The 16,700-nt window shown below is 47.5% G+C and carries 13 protein-coding genes and 2 pseudogenes; 12 read left to right on the forward strand and 3 right to left on the reverse strand.

The annotated features are described in order from the left end of the window. Positions 1–501 precede the first annotated feature (501 nt). Positions 502–609, forward strand: coding sequence for a hypothetical protein (locus tag J4772_RS37545; RefSeq protein ID WP_116062576.1), 108 nt, complete (start codon positions 502–504; stop codon positions 607–609). Positions 610–809: 200 nt separating this feature from the next. On the opposite strand, the gene J4772_RS13380 is transcribed toward J4772_RS37545, so the two are convergent. Beyond that, the gene (locus tag J4772_RS13380) at positions 810–1,109 is read right to left on the reverse strand and encodes an Ada metal-binding domain-containing protein (RefSeq protein WP_116062577.1); all 300 of its coding nucleotides are present in this window, start codon (positions 1,107–1,109) and stop codon (positions 810–812) included. Between the two features lie 341 nt (positions 1,110–1,450). Between J4772_RS13380 and J4772_RS13385 the strand changes: the two are divergent. The 6 genes and pseudogenes from J4772_RS13385 to J4772_RS13410 form a co-directional block, all read left to right on the forward strand. Next, positions 1,451–1,669 (forward strand): annotated as a pseudogene (locus J4772_RS13385) (methylated-DNA--[protein]-cysteine S-methyltransferase); the annotation flags it as partial. After that, a complete protein-coding gene (locus tag J4772_RS13390) occupies positions 1,662–2,375 on the forward strand; it encodes a 2OG-Fe(II) oxygenase (protein WP_209075587.1) in 714 nt (237 codons plus the stop codon). The pseudogene J4772_RS13385 and the gene J4772_RS13390, both read left to right, overlap by 8 nt. Before the next feature lie 122 nt (positions 2,376–2,497). Then, positions 2,498–2,626 (forward strand): annotated as a pseudogene (locus J4772_RS37000) (DNA alkylation repair protein); the annotation flags it as partial. Positions 2,627–2,876: 250 nt separating this feature from the next. After that, positions 2,877–3,212 carry an ArsR/SmtB family transcription factor gene (locus J4772_RS13395; protein ID WP_116062581.1) on the forward strand — a complete coding sequence of 112 codons (336 nt, stop codon included), beginning with the start codon at positions 2,877–2,879 and terminating at the stop codon, positions 3,210–3,212. A gap of 102 nt (positions 3,213–3,314) precedes the next feature. Next, positions 3,315–4,631 (forward strand): alpha/beta fold hydrolase, encoded by a 1,317-nt coding sequence (locus J4772_RS37005; protein ID WP_247741087.1) that lies wholly within the window; start codon positions 3,315–3,317, stop codon positions 4,629–4,631. Between the two features lie 4 nt (positions 4,632–4,635). Next, positions 4,636–5,322, forward strand: coding sequence for a DUF998 domain-containing protein (locus tag J4772_RS13410; RefSeq protein ID WP_247741088.1), 687 nt, complete (start codon positions 4,636–4,638; stop codon positions 5,320–5,322). Between the two features lie 241 nt (positions 5,323–5,563). Here J4772_RS13410 and J4772_RS13415 read toward each other — a convergent pair whose 3' ends face one another. Beyond that, complete coding sequence (locus J4772_RS13415; RefSeq protein ID WP_209075588.1) at positions 5,564–7,351, reverse strand: sensor histidine kinase; 1,788 nt, start codon at positions 7,349–7,351, stop codon at positions 5,564–5,566. Next, positions 7,348–8,949: a response regulator transcription factor gene (locus tag J4772_RS13420; protein WP_209075589.1), complete on the reverse strand. Its 1,602-nt coding sequence runs from the start codon at positions 8,947–8,949 to the stop codon at positions 7,348–7,350. Before J4772_RS13420 ends, J4772_RS13415 begins: the two co-directional genes overlap by 4 nt. A 156-nt stretch (positions 8,950–9,105) precedes the next feature. On the opposite strand from J4772_RS13420, the gene J4772_RS13425 reads away from it, so the two are divergent. From J4772_RS13425 to J4772_RS13445, 5 genes are all read left to right on the forward strand, one after another. Beyond that, positions 9,106–10,824: an extracellular solute-binding protein gene (locus J4772_RS13425; RefSeq protein ID WP_209075590.1), complete on the forward strand. Its 1,719-nt coding sequence runs from the start codon at positions 9,106–9,108 to the stop codon at positions 10,822–10,824. A gap of 101 nt (positions 10,825–10,925) precedes the next feature. Further along, on the forward strand, positions 10,926–11,858 hold the full coding sequence (locus J4772_RS13430) for an ABC transporter permease (RefSeq protein ID WP_247741089.1): 933 nt from the start codon (positions 10,926–10,928) through the stop codon (positions 11,856–11,858). Positions 11,859–11,860: 2 nt separating this feature from the next. Continuing rightward, on the forward strand, positions 11,861–12,766 hold the full coding sequence (locus J4772_RS13435; RefSeq protein WP_209075591.1) for a carbohydrate ABC transporter permease: 906 nt from the start codon (positions 11,861–11,863) through the stop codon (positions 12,764–12,766). A gap of 70 nt (positions 12,767–12,836) precedes the next feature. Then, positions 12,837–15,482 carry a glucosidase family protein gene (locus tag J4772_RS13440; protein ID WP_209075592.1) on the forward strand — a complete coding sequence of 882 codons (2,646 nt, stop codon included), beginning with the start codon at positions 12,837–12,839 and terminating at the stop codon, positions 15,480–15,482. 32 nt (positions 15,483–15,514) lie between these two features. Further along, the gene (locus tag J4772_RS13445) at positions 15,515–16,681 is read left to right on the forward strand and encodes a beta-galactosidase (RefSeq protein WP_209075593.1); all 1,167 of its coding nucleotides are present in this window, start codon (positions 15,515–15,517) and stop codon (positions 16,679–16,681) included. Positions 16,682–16,700: the final 19 nt, after the last annotated feature.

Genomic DNA, 16,700 nt, shown 5'->3' on the forward strand with positions numbered 1-16,700 from the left:
GTAAAAGTATTCGCCTTTTTTGGGTCGATGCTTACCGTTTATTATGTTTACACAACGCTTGTACTACATTTTTTCCCGGAAAGAGAAATTGTTTTTTGGAGTATATGCGCGGCGGCATCTCCTGTTTGTGCTTATATTATGTGGTATGCGCGTGGAATCGGATTATTTTCTAATATTGTTTCGGCTTTTCCAATTACAGTGTTGCTGTCAGAAGGGTTTGAATTACGGAACGCTTACTTACCCTTTCACAGTCATTACTATTTAATACCATGGCTTATGGGAATATATCTTATAATGATAGTTGTTTTGTTACTTACAATCCCAAAAAGCAAAAAGAAACTATTGGCCATTCTACTAATAGTTATTATATTATCTTTAATCATGATATATTTTAATGTCTTTTCCCGTCTATTCCCTGGGATGAACAGTGTATTGCAAAGCATGATCTGATAGCATTACTGATGTTTCAGCTATTTATACTAATAAAGTAAACTTCACATTATGACCGGAACTAAAGCGGATACGTTTAGTCCAAAGGGTGAAACGACACGAGCGCAGGCCGCGACGGTGTTTATTCGAACACTGCAAGCATTAAGCATGATTGACTAAAAGAACAGTAAGCCATCCGAACCGAAGAGGCGCGGATGGCTTATTTATTGAAGGGAAGCGACTTATCAATTATTGCTGGAAGCTGGCATGAAGTGAGTAGTCGGTTGGGTTCCCAAACGTACCAAACAATTTTACAAAGCCTTTGGAAGCTTTACTCACATTGTTGTGCATGGAAAACCGTTGGAATGTACCCATATACGTCAACTCTCCTTTGTTTGTGCCGCTTTCCAGCTAGCATAGCGTTTCGGCAAACAGACTGCACAAGGTCTGTATCCTGCGGCTATAGCTAGTTCTTCATTTTCAAAAAATACGCGATATTTTACATATCCTCCTTTAGCTATTGCCCGGAGTGCAGAGGGACAATCTAAGCGACCATAAATTTTATTTCTGCGATAGCCTCCCATAGTTCCTTTGGTTTTGCTTTGATAAGGTCGACGATCAGCGTCTAATAGTGTGTAGGTAAAATGATTAATGTTCTCCTCAATGTCGTCTATGCTCATATGAAATCCTCATTTCAAACCTGCCATTTTTACAAAAAATCAACGGTTTTATATAAGCTCTTGGATCAATTTTTTTTGCATGCTATTCTTTCCCTCAAATTAGTTGTAACACAAAATGGCATTTAACGAATTTCGTTATCATGCTGTTATATTCGAGAATGCGTACAAGAGCTTTTTTATGGGGTTATACTGTTCGTGGAGGTGAACCGCAATTATCTCTCATGGCAGTCCCGATCTGCAAAGAACATATAAAAAAGTCAAAGATTTGACTCCGGTCGAGTACATTCAACAAGTACGAGTCGATATCAAAATGGAGGTTTTTGATCATGAGAAACAACATTTATTCGGAAATTGCCAATCAGATCCAAAAACCGAAAGCTGTTCGTGCTGTGGGCTCTGCTATTGGTGCGAATCCTATATTGATTACAGTTCCATGTCATCGTGTAATCGGTAAAAACGGGGCTTTAACCGGTTATCGTGGAGGCATGGAAATGAAAACGAAACTGTTGAAACTTGAACATAATAATGCCCTTATCAGTGGAGACTTACATTATGCCTGAGAGCCTTTCGTTAAGCGTAGATAAATTGGATTGGAACTTCATCCAGCAAATGCTGGACGAACATGGTTATGCTAAACTCCCTAATCTACTAAACAAAACCGAATGTCAAGAGATCATCAGCACTTATGAGGAAGAAGGTCACTTTCGAACGACTATCGACATGGCTCGGTATCGCTTTGGAATTGGGGAGTATAAATATTACCATGCTCCCCTTCCATCTTTGTTGCAGCAGTTGCGTGAAGGATTATATCCGGAGCTTGCTAAAACAGCGAATCGCTGGCTGGAACAATTAGGTCACAATGCTTCTTATCCGGCAACACTGGAACAATTCCTCTATCAATGTCATCAAGAGGGACAGAACCGTCCAACCCCTCTGATTCTGAAATATGAAGCAGGGGGGTATAATTGCTTGCATCAGGATTTGTATGGGAAAGAATTCTTCCCCTTTCAGGTCGTATTTGCTCTCAATCAAAGAGAAGAGGATTTCACGGGTGGTGAATTCTTACTGGTAGAGCAGCGACCGCGGGCGCAGAGTCGTGGACATGTCATAACATTGAATCAAGGGGAAGGTCTAATTTTTCCAACAAACCATCGTCCCGTAATAGGAACGCGTGGTTATTATAGAACGACACTTAGACACGGTGTAAGCACTGTAACTACAGGTACAAGGTACAGTTTGGGGATTATTTTTCACGATGCGAAATAGAAACTTATTCCTAGAATTAAGAGGTATGTGGGAAAAAACTGTTGAAATAGCTCATTGAACAAGCGACGTTATGGGGGAACTCGAGTTCTCATCTTATTGAAACTATGACAAAAGAGCAACACACTTTGGCATATTTAAGAAGCAATTCTCTGTGCGATTTTACATTCAACAAAGCTCTGCAAAAAATAACCGAATCTTATCGTGTGGATCAAGAAACCAAACAATTGATTCGCAGCATGAAACGAAAATAAATAAACATTAATTCTATCAAACAGTGACAGTTAGGACTTATTTTCTCGTCCTTAGCTGTCGCTGTTTCAATTTCTAGGGTCAGTCAAGCTTCCTAGATACGGCATAAAATAATCAGATTGTAGCCAAAAATGGTTTTGCTAACAGCTACCGGCAAATTCAAGACCCAGATTGTATCAATAATATGCAATTCGGCTTGTAATGACTTTATATACATTTACAAATATATATACAATGGTGTATATTTGGAACATGACAACAGCAAACTTGCAGTTAACGTTACTTACTCTTGCCGAACCCAATCGATTTAACATCGTTGAGTTGCTAAGAAATGGACCCAAATCGGTAGGGGAAATTGTCCAAGCGCTAGGCATCAGCCAGCCGCACGTTTCCCGTCATTTGCGCATCTTGAGCGAAGCAGGGATGGTACGCTCGCGCAGCAAAGCACAGCTGCGAATATACAGCCTCGAGGCTGGGCCGTTCCAGGAGCTGGATGAATGGTTTGATTCCTTCAGCATTCTATGGGAAGAGCGTCTCGACAATTTCGAGGAGTATATGCTGGACTACAAGAAGAAGGAGGACTTATGACAGGCATCAACAGTTTTGTCGCAAGTTACATGCTGAATAATTGCGACATCTGGAACAAGAGACCGGATTCGCTTGAACACTACTTAAAAAGGATGAATGCAGATGAAAAGCAAAACAACTATTCGTAAAAATCGCGATCGCAGGGAGCTCATTGTCGAGCGCAACGTTGCGTTGCCTGCCCAAATGGCTTGGGAAGGATGGACCGAGCCAAAACATATTACAAAATGGTGGGGGCCAAAGGGCTGGACGACAACCGTTTACGAGATGGACGTGCGGCCAGGCGGAGTGTGGCGGTATAGCCTTCAAGCAAATGACAATAGCGGCGAGGAGGCCTATTGCAGAGCCACATACGAAGAAGTGGATGCACCAGGCAAACTGGTGTACATAGATACTTTCGCCGACAGGGATTGGAATATCGTTTCGAATAGCGAAATGTACACAACCGTGTTATTCGAGGAAAAACGCGGAGGAACGCAGATTAGCATTGTAACGCGATTCGCTACCAACGAACAATTGGATAACGCGGAAGCGATGGGCATGATTGAAGGATACACCGATGCTTATGATCGACTGGAAGAATATTTAGAAACCTTAACGGGAGGGAAAGACACAATGGAAACCGTTATTTCAAAAGACGGGACACAAGTCGCTTATACCAAACGAGGAACGGGTCCTGCAATTATCCTTATATCATCGGCAGCTGCCGACCATAAGGATGCCTCACCGTTAGCCGAGCACTTGGCGGCCAACTTCACCGTATACAATTACGATCGTCGCGGACGTGGCCGAAGTACGGATACCTTGTCTTATGCTACGGCATGCGAAGTGGAAGATATCGAGGCCTTAATTGCAGCCGCCGAAGGACAAGCTTATTTGTTCGGAAGCTCATCCGGAGCCGTGTTGGCGCTTGACGCCGCGAACTCCTTAGGGGATTCGGTCGCAAAGCTCTTCTTGTATGAACCGCCATTCATTATTAACGACAGCCGTAAACCTGTGCCTAGTGACTACGTCGAACATTTGAATGCGCTAATCAAAGTAGAGAAAAGATCAGAAGCAGTCGAATATTTTGCATCCGAGGCTCTAGGCATTCCAGAAGAATACATTGGCTATATGAAAGCTGATCCTTCTTGGAATAAGATGGAGTCCCTTGCGCACACGCTTGCTTACGATGGCATCATAATGGGAGCGACGCAATCCGGAAACCCTTTGCCAACCGATAGATGGAATGTTACGATTCCTACTTTGATTATGACTGGAGAAAACAGCGAACCGCTTTTCCATGACGCGGCACGCGCGCTTGTCGAGCTTTTACCAAAGGCGGCTTCTCATTCGCTCGCCGGTCAAGATCATTCTGCGGTTGTCATGGCTCCCGATGTCGTAGCAAAGGCGATTGCTGATTTCGAACGAGGAGGAGAATGAGATTTTGGCGAATCTTCATAAGCTTGATCGACTAGTCGGTTCCACGGTGATGGCCTACAGATTCGCGCTGACGTCGATTTTCTCAGGAGCATTGTTCGTGCTTCTCCTGTGCAGTCTGCATCTGCTGCAGCCCGAGTTTGATCCGACATGGCGTTTTATCAGCGAATATGCTCTTGGCGATTTTGGTTGGATGATGCACCTGGCTTTTGGCTTGTTGGCTCTTGCTCAAATCAGCGTAGCCATTACGATTTTCCCGTATATTCGTACGGTTACGGGATATATTGGACTTGTTATTCTTGGAATCAGTGCAATAGGTGTAATTATAGCAGGCATCTTCGTGACCGATCCCATCTCCGTTAGTCCGGATGATGCAACATTTAGCGGTAGTATGCACTCAACGGGAGCGATGCTGGATTACACGCCTGTAGCCGCATTATTGATTAGTCTTTCGTTATGTCGCCTTGATGTATGGCGTCCTATGAAGAAAGTGCTGCTCACTAGCGCGATTATTGCAATCGTCGCAATGTTCTTATTTGTGCTTCAAATTCCGCAAGACGGGCAATTTGGGCCGGAGGTTTTGGCCGGAATGTTCGGACGATTCTTAATTTTGGCCGACATTGCGTGGCTGATTATTATAGGGATTCATGCATTCAGGATCGGAGCTTCTAGGGAAGTGAATCGAGGGAACTAGAAGGGGGATCCGGACTAGGGACGGAGCATCTATGTCATGGATGAGCCGACGGCAGGCCTGCATGTCAAGTAAATCCCCAACAACCTTGATAAGGCCAGGTTTTTGGGGATTATGCTGGCCTTCATTGCTCAGCTGTAATCAATTTATTGAACCATCGTATCACGCATGCAAAGCTCCCGGAGATGGAGGATGACGATCCGCTCAATAGTCTCCGGTGCGTATATCTGTTGACCGGTAAAGATTAGATCAATAAGGGAATTTTGACCGTAACGACGGTTTCGCTGTCAGGTTTGCTGATAATCGTGACTCCATAGGGAAAGCCATAGTAGAGTTGTAGTCTAGAATCTATATTTTTTATGGCATAGCCTTCACAGCGATCGCCGTAGATTTCGGCTATTTTGCCCTGGTCCATCCCTTTGCCGTTATCGGAAATGTAAAATACAATCGCGTCGTTTGTTTTCTCCGCCTTCAGTTCGATAACCGGTTCGCGGTCCAGGACACAGTCGAATCCGTGGAAGATGGCGTTCTCGACGAAGGGCTGAAGAATTAACTTCGGCGTGCGGAAGTCGTAAATTTCCGGATCGATTTGCTGCACGAATTGGTATTTTTCGTTAAACCTAATTTTTATGATTTCGATGTAATTATTCGTATGGCGCAACTCATTCGCGATGGGGATAATATCCATCCCTTTGCTCAGAGTTAGCTTGTAAAAATCCGTCAAATGAAAGATAGCTTTGCTGATCTCATGTGCTTCAATGCCGTGAGCCATAGAATGGACTGCTGAAAGCGTATTATATAACAGGTGAGGTTTAATTTGCTCCTGAAGCGCTTTGAGCTCAAGCAAATACTTCTCTTTTTCCGTTTCATGAACTTGTGCGATCAAATTTTTGGTTCTCATAACCATACGAAGGAACACATGGTTCATTTGACCGATTTCATCCGAGCCGCTGATGCCAGTCGTAATCTCAAAATCCCCTTTGCCGACGCGTACCATGGCAGCGCTGAGAATTTGAATTCTTTTGGTCACGATTCTCACGTACAAAATGGTAATTATTAAGGCCAACACAAGGGACAAGGCAGCGATCAGGGCTGTATAGTTGCGGATATATCCGGTTTTGCTGACAATTTCATCGAAGGAAACGATGTTGATCAGTGTCCAGCCCGTTCCTTCATTCTTGTGATAGAAAACGGTGTTGTTGCTCGCAGGGAGGTCTGTCTGGTAATATCCGTTATTGCCGTTTAATGCGGACCGCAAATATTCGAACTCATTGGCGTTTCCAGTCACTAATTCTTGCTCGGAGCTATATAAAATAACCCCTTCCGAATTCGCGAGGATAAACTTGCTTTTCCCCTTGACGGTCATACGCTCCAGAATTTCAAAAAGACTCTCGATTTTGAACTCAAGCCTTACAATCGCCAATATGCTGCCGTCGTTGCTGTCTCGTATCGGCATGTAGGAGGAAATCCAATAACTTTCGACACCCCTAACGTTCTGTTTGTAGGCCTTGCTCCACTTCAGCGAGTTGCGAATCTCAACCGGATATTCCTCGAACCAGTCATTCGACGTGAGCTGCTCTTGACTGAAGAAAATATCCTGATCGGGTTCGAGGGTGCTGTTGATCAAGTAGATCTTGAATTTTGGATTGTAATCGTAAGGAAGCAGCATTGTATAGATATGGTCGTAAATATTCATCTTCGCCTTATAGAAATCAATCGGATTGTCATATGCGTGTTGCCCGTCCGAAAGAAGCTTAATGAATGGGTTGTCGATATATAAGCTGTTTAGGACGCGGTTATAATTTTTGAGCGTGTATTCGATATTTTTGGCGGTGGCGGCCAATTGCAGCAAATTGTTCTCCGATGTCTCCGCTTTGACGAATTCGCTGGATTTCGAATAGGTGAAATAGCTGATCGTGAAAATAAAGAAAAACAATACGCACACGAAAAACATCAAAAGCTTGTATTTTAAAGCGATGTTATTCAGAAAGAACGTCACGACACGGAAGCCTGCAGCGAGTTTTTTCATCATCCTTTTGCCCGAAATTCTTTCGGAGTGATTCCGACATGATTTTTGAATAAAGACGAAAAATATGTGATGTTGGAATAGCCGACCCGTTGGGACACTTCGTAAATCTTGATAGTATCGTCTTGCAGAAGTTCCATCGCTTTTTTGATCCGTATGCCGGTGAGATACTGGATGATGGTTTCGTTAGTTTCGTTTTTGAATAAAGTCGTCGCATAGCTGGGCGACAGATACACTTCGGCCGCGATCTCCTCCACGGATATTTCTTCGGAATAACGGTTCTCGACCGTTTTTTTGATCGTTTCGATGATCCGGGCGTGTTTGGTTCGGAACGTATCGGAGATGACGCTGAAGATGTTATCAAACGCTTGTTTGATGTAGTCCGACAGAACGGACAGATGGTCGCAGGTCAGAATTCGTTCATAGACGGAAATATCATTGAAATGTTCGGTTATGTTTTTATTGAAATCGTTCAATGAGATCAGCGCTTTGCTTAACAGCTCGATGCACACGTTTCTTACGTATACGACGGAAAATCTTCTGTTCTCTCTTAATCTATGAAACAATTCATCGATAAGCTGCAAGACTTTCTCTTTATCGACCGCCTTCACCGCGCTCAAGATTTTGGAAAAATATAAGTCTTTGTCCGGCAAAGTTCCCAAGCCCGGCTCGGCGATGGCATCGTAATAAATCACATGGTTCTGGCCGTAGAAAAACTTATAGTTCAAAGCCTCGAGCGCCTTCTTGTAATGATCGGGAATCAGACCGGCGTTGTTCGCCAGTCCGCCCATGCTCAAGGTAACGTTCATTTTGGCATTCATATTGATGTTAATTTTTATTTTTTCTGATAGCGCTGTAAAAAATGTGGAGCTTTGCTCCTCGTCGTCGTGAAGGAGGATGACATATTGGCCTTCTTTGTTGCGGAAGATGAAGGCGCGGTCAGGGTCGGGCACAATTTCGGAGATGCAATTCAGTATGCTGGAATCGAGCAATTGCTTGCTGTATTCATTAAAGGAGCTTGTCCCGTCCGCATAGTTATCCATGTCAGCAACGATGATATACGTATAGAGGTATAACTGTATCCCCAGGAAAAGCGCCTTTTCTCGTATGATTTCTTCATCCGGATAAACGCCATGAACCCAGTCCTTGTAAAACCTTTCCTTCAGTAAAGGCAGACTTTCCGCCAATTGATGCCGAAATCTTTCCTTCTCATACTTTTGCGATTTCTCCGCCACGCAACCCTCTACGGTTCTCGCAAGCAAATGCGACAGCTCCTCCAGGTTGATCGGCTTTGTGAGATATTCCACGATTCGGAAATCGATGCCGGCCTTGGCATATTCAAAGTCTTGATAGCCCGACATAAAGATCAATTTGGTTTCCGGATACGTTTTTTTAATTTCATTGGAAAGTGCGATTCCGTCCATAATGGGCATTTTGATATCCGTCAGAACAATGTCGGGTTGTTGGTCGCGGAAAATTTCCCATGCAGTGTTGCCGTTATCCGCCACGCCGACGAGTTCAATGCCGAGCTGGTTCCAATGGATGCCTGATCTAAGCATTTCCCGGTCCAGCTTTTCGTCTTCCGCCATTAGTAGTTTGATCATTGTATCACCCTGGTTTGATTATATAAGAGCGTATACGACCGGACAATCGGATTTCGAAACCTTTAAGAAATGTGAAACAATTCGGGGAAAAGTTAAATTGAAGAGCAGAAGCCGGTCATTTATAGTCAAGCTATTACGATAACAGGAGGTACTTTCATGAAGCTAAGGCCTACATCCAAATCCTGCTTGATCCTGAGTGCTGCCGTTTTACTGCTGCTCGGCAGCGCGACCGGCTGTCAGACGGGCGGCAGCCGGCAAAGCGGCGAATCCCCAAGCGAGGCGAGCGCCGATCCCGCCGCAACCCAAACGCAGCAAGAAGGTTCCGCCAAATCGCCGGTCACCTTGACCACGTTTTTTAATGTCGCGGAAAATAGTTCGATCCCTTGGAATTGGGGGAAGGACCCCGTGTCAAAGGAGATTACCAAAAGAACCGGCGTGACGATCGAGCCGGTATTCGGAGACAACGACAGCCAGAAGCTGAAGCTTATGCTGGCCTCTGGCGAGAAGCTGCCGGATATTCTGGTGTACGTGAATCCGACGACTCAACTGTATAAAGACCTGGTCGATGGCGATTATGTGTATGCCCTCAGCGACTTGATCGAAAAGTACGACCCGGGGATGAAAGACATGCTGATGAAAGGCGAACTGGAATTCAATCAGGAGGACGACGGCAAGTTATATTACCTGGTATCCAATATTTTTGGCTACGACGAGCTTAAAGACCCAAGATTGTCGGCCACGGGGCAGTGGGCCATCCGGGAAGATTTGCACAAAAGTCTTGGAAGCCCTTCCATGAAAACCCCGGAGGAATTGATGCAGGTGCTCGAACAGGCAAAAGCCAAGTTTCCGGACATGAAGTATCCGCTCTTCCTGCCCGAGCTTTTCCTATACAGTAATCCTTGGCCGATCTATCAAAGCTTTGGCGGACACAGTACCATCGATGGCAAATATTACGACGAGAAAAACAAAACGGTAGGCTACTGGTATGAGGATGAAATCGGTAAAAAGTCGCTCAAATATTTGAATCAGTTGTATGCCAAAGGCTTGATCAACCCCGAGGCCTTCACGCTTAAGGATTGGTCGCTTCCGCTTAATACAGGAGACGTATTCCTTCTGGGAATCTGGAATTACTTCGCCATCTCGGGGGCGAACGGCAGCCTGCAGAAGATCGACCCGGAGATGTCTTATACGCCGGTCGAACCTGTCATCGCGAATGGCGTCGACAATTATGAAGTGCCGATCTGGTACTCCACCAAGAGCGGAAGAACCGCGATGATCACCAAAGACGCCAAAGATCCGGCCAAAGCTCTGGAATACCTTAAATTCATGATCAGCGATGAAGGCCAGAAGCTGGCTCTCTATGGCTTGGAAGGCGTCACCTACAACATGGAAAAGGACGAAAGCGGCGAGTATCCGGTATTTGCAGACGAGGTTGGAAAATTGTTCAGCACGGATTTCACCAAGATGGTGAATACGTATGGCGTGTACAACTACTTCAATTACGCATGGATCATTAAAAACAAGTATGACAATGCGGTCGTGTATGCCAATACCAAGAAAGATCCGCTTGCCCAAAAAACCAGGAACTTCTACCAAAAGTACAAAGTCGGCCTAAAATCCGAATACCTAACGAATGCCATCTTTATCAAGCCCGGTTCGGACGAAGCCAATATCGAAATCAAGCTGAGCGATGTCGTCAAGAAGTACATTTTCCAGACGATAACGGCCAAATCGGATGAACAATTCGAGAGTCTGTACGCCGAGTTCATGGGCAAAACGCAGGAAGTCGGCATCGACAAATTAAAAGCCTATTATGCGACAGAGGCCGGCAAGTATGCGGAGAGACTGGCGGCAAACGGCGTAGTCCTGGAATAACTTCAACTCGTTCAACCCGTTTAGATTAAGAGGTCATAGAGGCTTTCCGTCCGGATCACCCATGCGGAAAGCCTTTATTTCCTCAAGATTTGGAGCTAATTATGATGAATGCAAAAAATAAGACTCAGAGTGAGTTCGTGCGATTGAAGAAGCAGATGACGTATCAAAGTATGGTGTGGATCGGTCTAGGATTCACGTTGGTTTTTGCGTATCTCCCCATGTTCGGGATCGTTGCCGCTTTCGAGAAATACACGTTTCGCAAAGGTTTTTTCGGAAGCGAATGGGTAGGATTGGATAATTTTGCACGTTTTTTTCATGATCCGGATCTTGCAAGAATTATCGGAAACACGATAAGCATGGGGCTGCTAAATCTTCTGATTTGCTTTCCGCTGCCGATCCTGTTCGCCATTCTGTTGAACGAAATCAGAAATGGCCCTTTCAAGAGAATCGTCCAAACCGCCAGCTCATTTCCCAATTTTATATCATGGGTCATCGTATCCGTACTGCTCATCACTTTGCTTTCACCGGACAGCGGCATCGTGAATCGACTTTTGGTCAATTTCGGTTTGGTCGATAAACCGATCCTGTTTTTGGGATGGCCGGAGTATTACTGGTGGATCGCCATTCTTTCCAACGCGTGGAAGGGGACCGGCTGGACGGCGATTATTTATTTGGCAGCCATAACCGGCATCGATAGAAGCATCTATGAAGCGTCCGAGCTTGACGGCGCCAATCGATTCCAGAAAGCATGGTACATTACGGTACCGTCCATCATGCCGACCATAGGGATTATGCTTGTTTTGACTATCGGCGGCCTACTGGGCGTAGGCTTCGATCAGGCTCTTCTGCTGGGGAACACGATTAACGAACCCAAGTCCAACGTTCTTCAATATTACATTTACCAGAAAGGTCTCATTACGGGTGATTTTTCTTATGCCACTGCGATGGGGCTTGTGGTATCGGTAATTTCCTTGGGGCTAATGCTCTTCGCCAATTTCGTCAGCAAAAAAACGAAAGATGTAGGAGTGATGTAGGCTTGGCGGCAAATAACAGGAGAGAGAATAAAAAAAGCGTTTTCGATCTCCTTAACTATTTTTACATGCTTATTATCTTGCTTTTTACCGTGTACCCGTTCTACTACTGCCTCGTTTTGGCGTTCAATGAAGGGACGGACGCCTTAAGAGGCGGAATCTACTTATGGCCAAGGAAATTCGTGCTGGACAATTTCAGCTTTATTTTGGGGAACGATCTGCTGCTGACAGCTGCCAAGAATTCGCTGCTTAGGACATTGTTTGGCACTTCGCTGAGCGTCGCTTTAAATGCCCTCGTCGCCTATGGGCTTAGTAAGCAATTCCTGGCGGGGAGAAAGTTTTACCTCCTATTGTTCGCCATTACGATGTATATTAGCGGCGGATTAATCCCCTCCTATATCGTCATGGGCAAGTTGGGGCTTATCGACAGTTTTCTGATCTATATTTTGCCTGGCGCCTTCAACTTCTTCTATACCCTGCTTCTGATGGCTTACTATCAGGCGATTCCGGATTCGCTTGTCGAATCGGCGGAGATGGACGGGGCGGGCAACTACTATATTTTCTATAAAATCATATTGCCGCTTTCGCTTCCGGTTATTGCGACAGTCGCCCTCTTCGCGGGGGTGGAACAATGGAACAATTATCTGGACACGATGATCTATACCAAGTCGTCCAGCCTGGAAACGCTGCAGAGCATCATGAGAAAGCTGATTAACGAGGCGGACATTTACAATAAAATGCAGGAGGAGATGTCCAAACACGGAGTGACCTCCAGTTTTCAAGCCGCCGTCTCTCCGTTCACCATACGGGTGGCGACCATGATCGTGACGACTTTGCCCATTATGTTTCTGTATCCGTTTCTGCAAAGATATTTCGTAAAAGGAATCATGATTGGCGCCATTAAAGGGTGATGCAATCGAAGCAAACGATGTTGGCCGAGCAACGCAGTCAGGTCGGCGAAAAAAATAGGAGGGAATGCAAGTGGTAAGAAATCGAGTGGCAGTGGAATGGAGCAATGGACCGGTGAAAGGCGGCATAGCCGTGACCGGAGGAACGATCGTCGAAGAGAAGATTGTCAAGGGGAGCGGCGCCGTGTCGCAAGGCAGCTTCTCGGCGGACGGCGAGGCGATCCGGCTCGAATTTGTTGTCGAGACAACATCCGGGGAGGAGAGAACGAATCCGGCTATCGTTACGATCGATACGGAGGAGAATCCGTTCAGCTTCTTCTTGCGCGATGTTCACAAGCAATATCCGATCTATATTCCGGCATACGGGGTTGCCGTTAGCGAAGCGGAGGACGGACGCACTTACGGGCAGATCGAAGAGAACATCCGGTCGAGAGGGCAGCTTAGCAACCTGCAGCAAATCGACGCCGAGCCGGAGGAGAGCTACGAGCAGGCTGCCGCCCATACGCGCGAGCTGCCGTGTGAGACGTGGCTCGGCTTATCGCGGGACATGCGGATTTTCGGAATTGGCTTCCGCGGCGTCGGCGGAGAGGAACCGGAACGGTTGTGGGACTGGGTCCAGCCGCGGTTTCACGGCTTCGAGACGACGCTGCCGGAGACGGAGGATAAGCCGGTCCGCTATCGGTATTTGCTGGGGCGCGGCATCGGCTGTGTGGCGAGCGTATCGCGACGGCTGGAGAACGGTGTGCTGCCGATTCTGCACGCGGCGATTGTCGACGAAGACATTACGTACAGCACCGTATCGTTTGCTTCCTACGAATCGAGTCCATTAAACGAGCAAACGCTTACAGGGACGGATTACCTGGTGGCGGACGGCTTCGGCCACGGCCATATGCTGACAGAAGCTCAGACGGAACTCCGGAACGAACGGATGGAACGGGAGATGAACCGGGAAGAGGAGACCGTGCTGTATTTCCGCGCGGTGGCGTCGAATACGGCCAAGGTTCCGCGATACGCCTGGTTCAAAAATCCGATCCCCAACGCTTTTGTGTTGAATAACGACAAACATTACACGTTCGACGGCCGTAACGGGTTCGTGAAGTTTTCGGACGACCGCGTCTGCTGCGTATCCAAGCTGAACGGTCAGCCGCTGACGCAAGAGGAGACGGCGGTATTGATCCTGCCGGGGGAGACCGCCGTTTATGAATTTTATTTGCCGCATCGACCGATTACGCAAGCTCGCGCCGAGCAGCTGATCAGACAAAGCTTCGATTCGCGGCTAGAGGAATGCCGCGCTTTCTGGAACGGCAAGCTCGCCGGCGCCGCCCGCATTAAGGTGCCGGAACAGCGGCTGGACGAGATGATCCGCGCCGGCTTGCTGCATCTCGATCTTGTCTCCTACGGATCGGAACCGAACGGAACGATCGCTCCGATGATCGGCGTCTATACGGCGATCGGCTCGGAGAGCTCGCCGATCGTGCAGTTTTTTGAGTCTATGGGATGGAGCGAAGTGGCGGCGCGTTCTCTGCAATTTTTCCTCGACAAGCAGCATGACGACGGGTTCATTCAAAATTTCGGCGGATACATGTTGGAGACGGGGGCCGCGCTTTGGAGCTTCGGGGAGCATTACCGCTATACGCGGGACGAAGCCTGGCTGGCCTCGATCAAGGAGAAGCTGCTGAAGGCGTTTGATTATCTGGTCGCCTGGCGCAATCGCAACAAGACCGAGGAGCTCCGTGGCCGGGGATACGGCATGCTGGAAGGGAAAACGGCCGATCCCGAAGACCCATTTCACTCTTTCATGCTGAATGGATACGCCTATCTTGGGATGAGTCGATTGGCAGAGATGCTGGAGGCTACCGATCCGGCCACAGCCAAACGCATTGCCGCAGAGGCGGCGGAGCTTAAGGCGGATATTCGCATCGCCTTCTTCCGGGCGATGGCGTTGTCGCCGGTCGTTCCGTTGGCCGACGGCAGCTGGGTGCCTACCGCGCCGCCTTGGGTCGAACATCGAGGGCCGCTGTCTCTGTACGCCGAAAGTGCCAAGTGGCTGACGCACGGCTCGATCGTTGCCCGCGATTCGCTGCTCGGCCCGCTATATCTCGTCTTCCAGGAAGTACTCGGAGCCGACGAGCCGGCCGCTGAGTTCCTGCTCCAGTTCCATAACGAGCTGATGTGCATCCGAAATGTAGCGCTCAGCCAGCCCTATTACAGCATTCATCCGTTTGTGCATCTTCTGCGCGGCGAAGTGAAGCCGTTCCTGAAGGCGTATTACAACGGCTTCGCCGGATTGGCCGACCGGGAAACGTACACTTTCTGGGAGCATTATTTTCACGCGAGCCCGCATAAGACGCACGAAGAAGGCTGGTTCCTGATGCAAACCCGCTGGATGCTCTATAAAGAAGATGGGCAGACACTGAACCTGTTGCCCGGCGTTCCGAGAAGATGGCTTGAGCACGGCAAGGAAATCGAGCTGAACGGGGTCGCCACTTACTTCGGACCTGTCAACCTGCATGTGGAATCGCAGCTCGAGAAAGGGGTGATATTCGCCACGATCGAATGTGCGACGAATCGCAAACCGCAGACAGTGCGCCTGCGCCTTCCCCATCCGGAAGGGAGAAGACCGCAAAGCGTAACCGGTACGGGGGTCCGTATATGCGAACAGGAGACGGTAACAATCGATTCGTTCGACGGCAGTGTCAAGCTCGAATTGCATTTCTGATTCATTACACGACTAAGGAGAGGAAGCGTCAAATGACACTGCCGATTGGCTTTTGGGTTTCGCCGCCGAAACACGAATTATCGCTAGCTAGATTCCAGGAAATCCGCGATGCCGGATTTACGCATATTAACGATTTTAATAACTGGGAAGGAGAACCGGATGGCATTCGAATATCCATGGACTATGCCTGGCAGTGCGGCTTGAAATACATCGTAAACGATGCTCGCGTGACGAAGCTCGAAGACGAGGAGCAACTTGCCCAGTTTGTTCAGGAGTTTAGCGATCATCCGGCTTATCTGGGCCACTACTTGTACGATGAACCGGGAGTGGCCATGTTCGATCGTCTCGGCAGCATTGCCGAGAGGTATTACAAGATTGTCCCTTCAGGCTTGGCCTATATCAACCTGTATCCGACTTATGCTTCGCCGTCGACGCAGTTAGGCGACACCTACCCGAAATACTTGGACAATTACTGCCGCAAAGTAAAGCAGACTTTATTGTCTTATGACCATTACCCTTTATGGGTTGCGCAATCGGAACAGGCGCCCGGCATTAGCGCGGATTATTTCGATAATTTGCAGCAAATCAGGAATAAATCGCTGGAATTCGGAATTCCATTTTGGGTGTTTATTCAAACGATAGCGATTGATAATTTTTTGCGGGACCCCACCGCCGAGGAACTGCTGTGGCAGGTGAATATGAGCTTGGCCTACGGAGCGAAAGGCATACAGTACTTTACCTATTGGACGCCAAGCGATGCAAATGGAGAAGTTTTCGGAGAAGCCATGATCGATCGGCAGGGAAACCGGACAGAACGCTACGAGGAAGTTCGTCGGATCAATCGGCAAATAAAGGATATCGGAGCCATTCTGTTAAATTGCAAGTCAGTGGACGTTATTCACAATGACGGGCTTCTTTCCAAGGATAGTCGCACCGCTCTATACCCGATCTCGGAAATTGAAGGCGATCCCATAGTCATCGGATGCTTGGAAGATAATTTGGGGTTCCGGAAGTGGATGATTGTGAACAAAAGCTTTCAACAATCCGCGACCATTCGGTTAAACGTAGAAGCGAACCGATTGCAAAGTTTGTCCGTGTGGCGCAGCGGCGTCCGGCATCGGCTCCATCATGCGGACGGGGAACAGTGGATTCGCCTCGATCTAATGCCGGGAGAAGGACAATTGTTGGAATCGCTATGATGAATAATAAAGGAGACGA

Source organism: Cohnella sp. LGH, from assembly GCF_017671885.1.
Classification (GTDB): domain Bacteria; phylum Bacillota; class Bacilli; order Paenibacillales; family Paenibacillaceae; genus Cohnella; species Cohnella phaseoli.

Bases quoted from the DNA above. Each gene is read 5' to 3' on its own strand.
- J4772_RS37545 (WP_116062576.1), top strand. From the start codon at position 502: ATGACCGGAACTAAAGCGGATACGTTTAGTCCAAAGGGTGAAACGACA.
- J4772_RS37005 (WP_247741087.1), top strand. From the start codon at position 3,315: ATGAAAAGCAAAACAACTATTCGTAAAAATCGCGATCGCAGGGAGCTC.
- J4772_RS13415 (WP_209075588.1), bottom strand. From the start codon at position 7,351: ATGATGAAAAAACTCGCTGCAGGCTTCCGTGTCGTGACGTTCTTTCTG.
- J4772_RS13380 (WP_116062577.1), bottom strand. From the start codon at position 1,109: ATGAGCATAGACGACATTGAGGAGAACATTAATCATTTTACCTACACA.
- J4772_RS13395 (WP_116062581.1), top strand. From the start codon at position 2,877: ATGACAACAGCAAACTTGCAGTTAACGTTACTTACTCTTGCCGAACCC.
- J4772_RS13445 (WP_209075593.1), top strand. From the start codon at position 15,515: ATGACACTGCCGATTGGCTTTTGGGTTTCGCCGCCGAAACACGAATTA.
- J4772_RS13420 (WP_209075589.1), bottom strand. From the start codon at position 8,949: ATGATCAAACTACTAATGGCGGAAGACGAAAAGCTGGACCGGGAAATG.
- J4772_RS13430 (WP_247741089.1), top strand. From the start codon at position 10,926: ATGATGAATGCAAAAAATAAGACTCAGAGTGAGTTCGTGCGATTGAAG.
- J4772_RS13390 (WP_209075587.1), top strand. From the start codon at position 1,662: ATGCCTGAGAGCCTTTCGTTAAGCGTAGATAAATTGGATTGGAACTTC.
- J4772_RS13425 (WP_209075590.1), top strand. From the start codon at position 9,106: ATGAAGCTAAGGCCTACATCCAAATCCTGCTTGATCCTGAGTGCTGCC.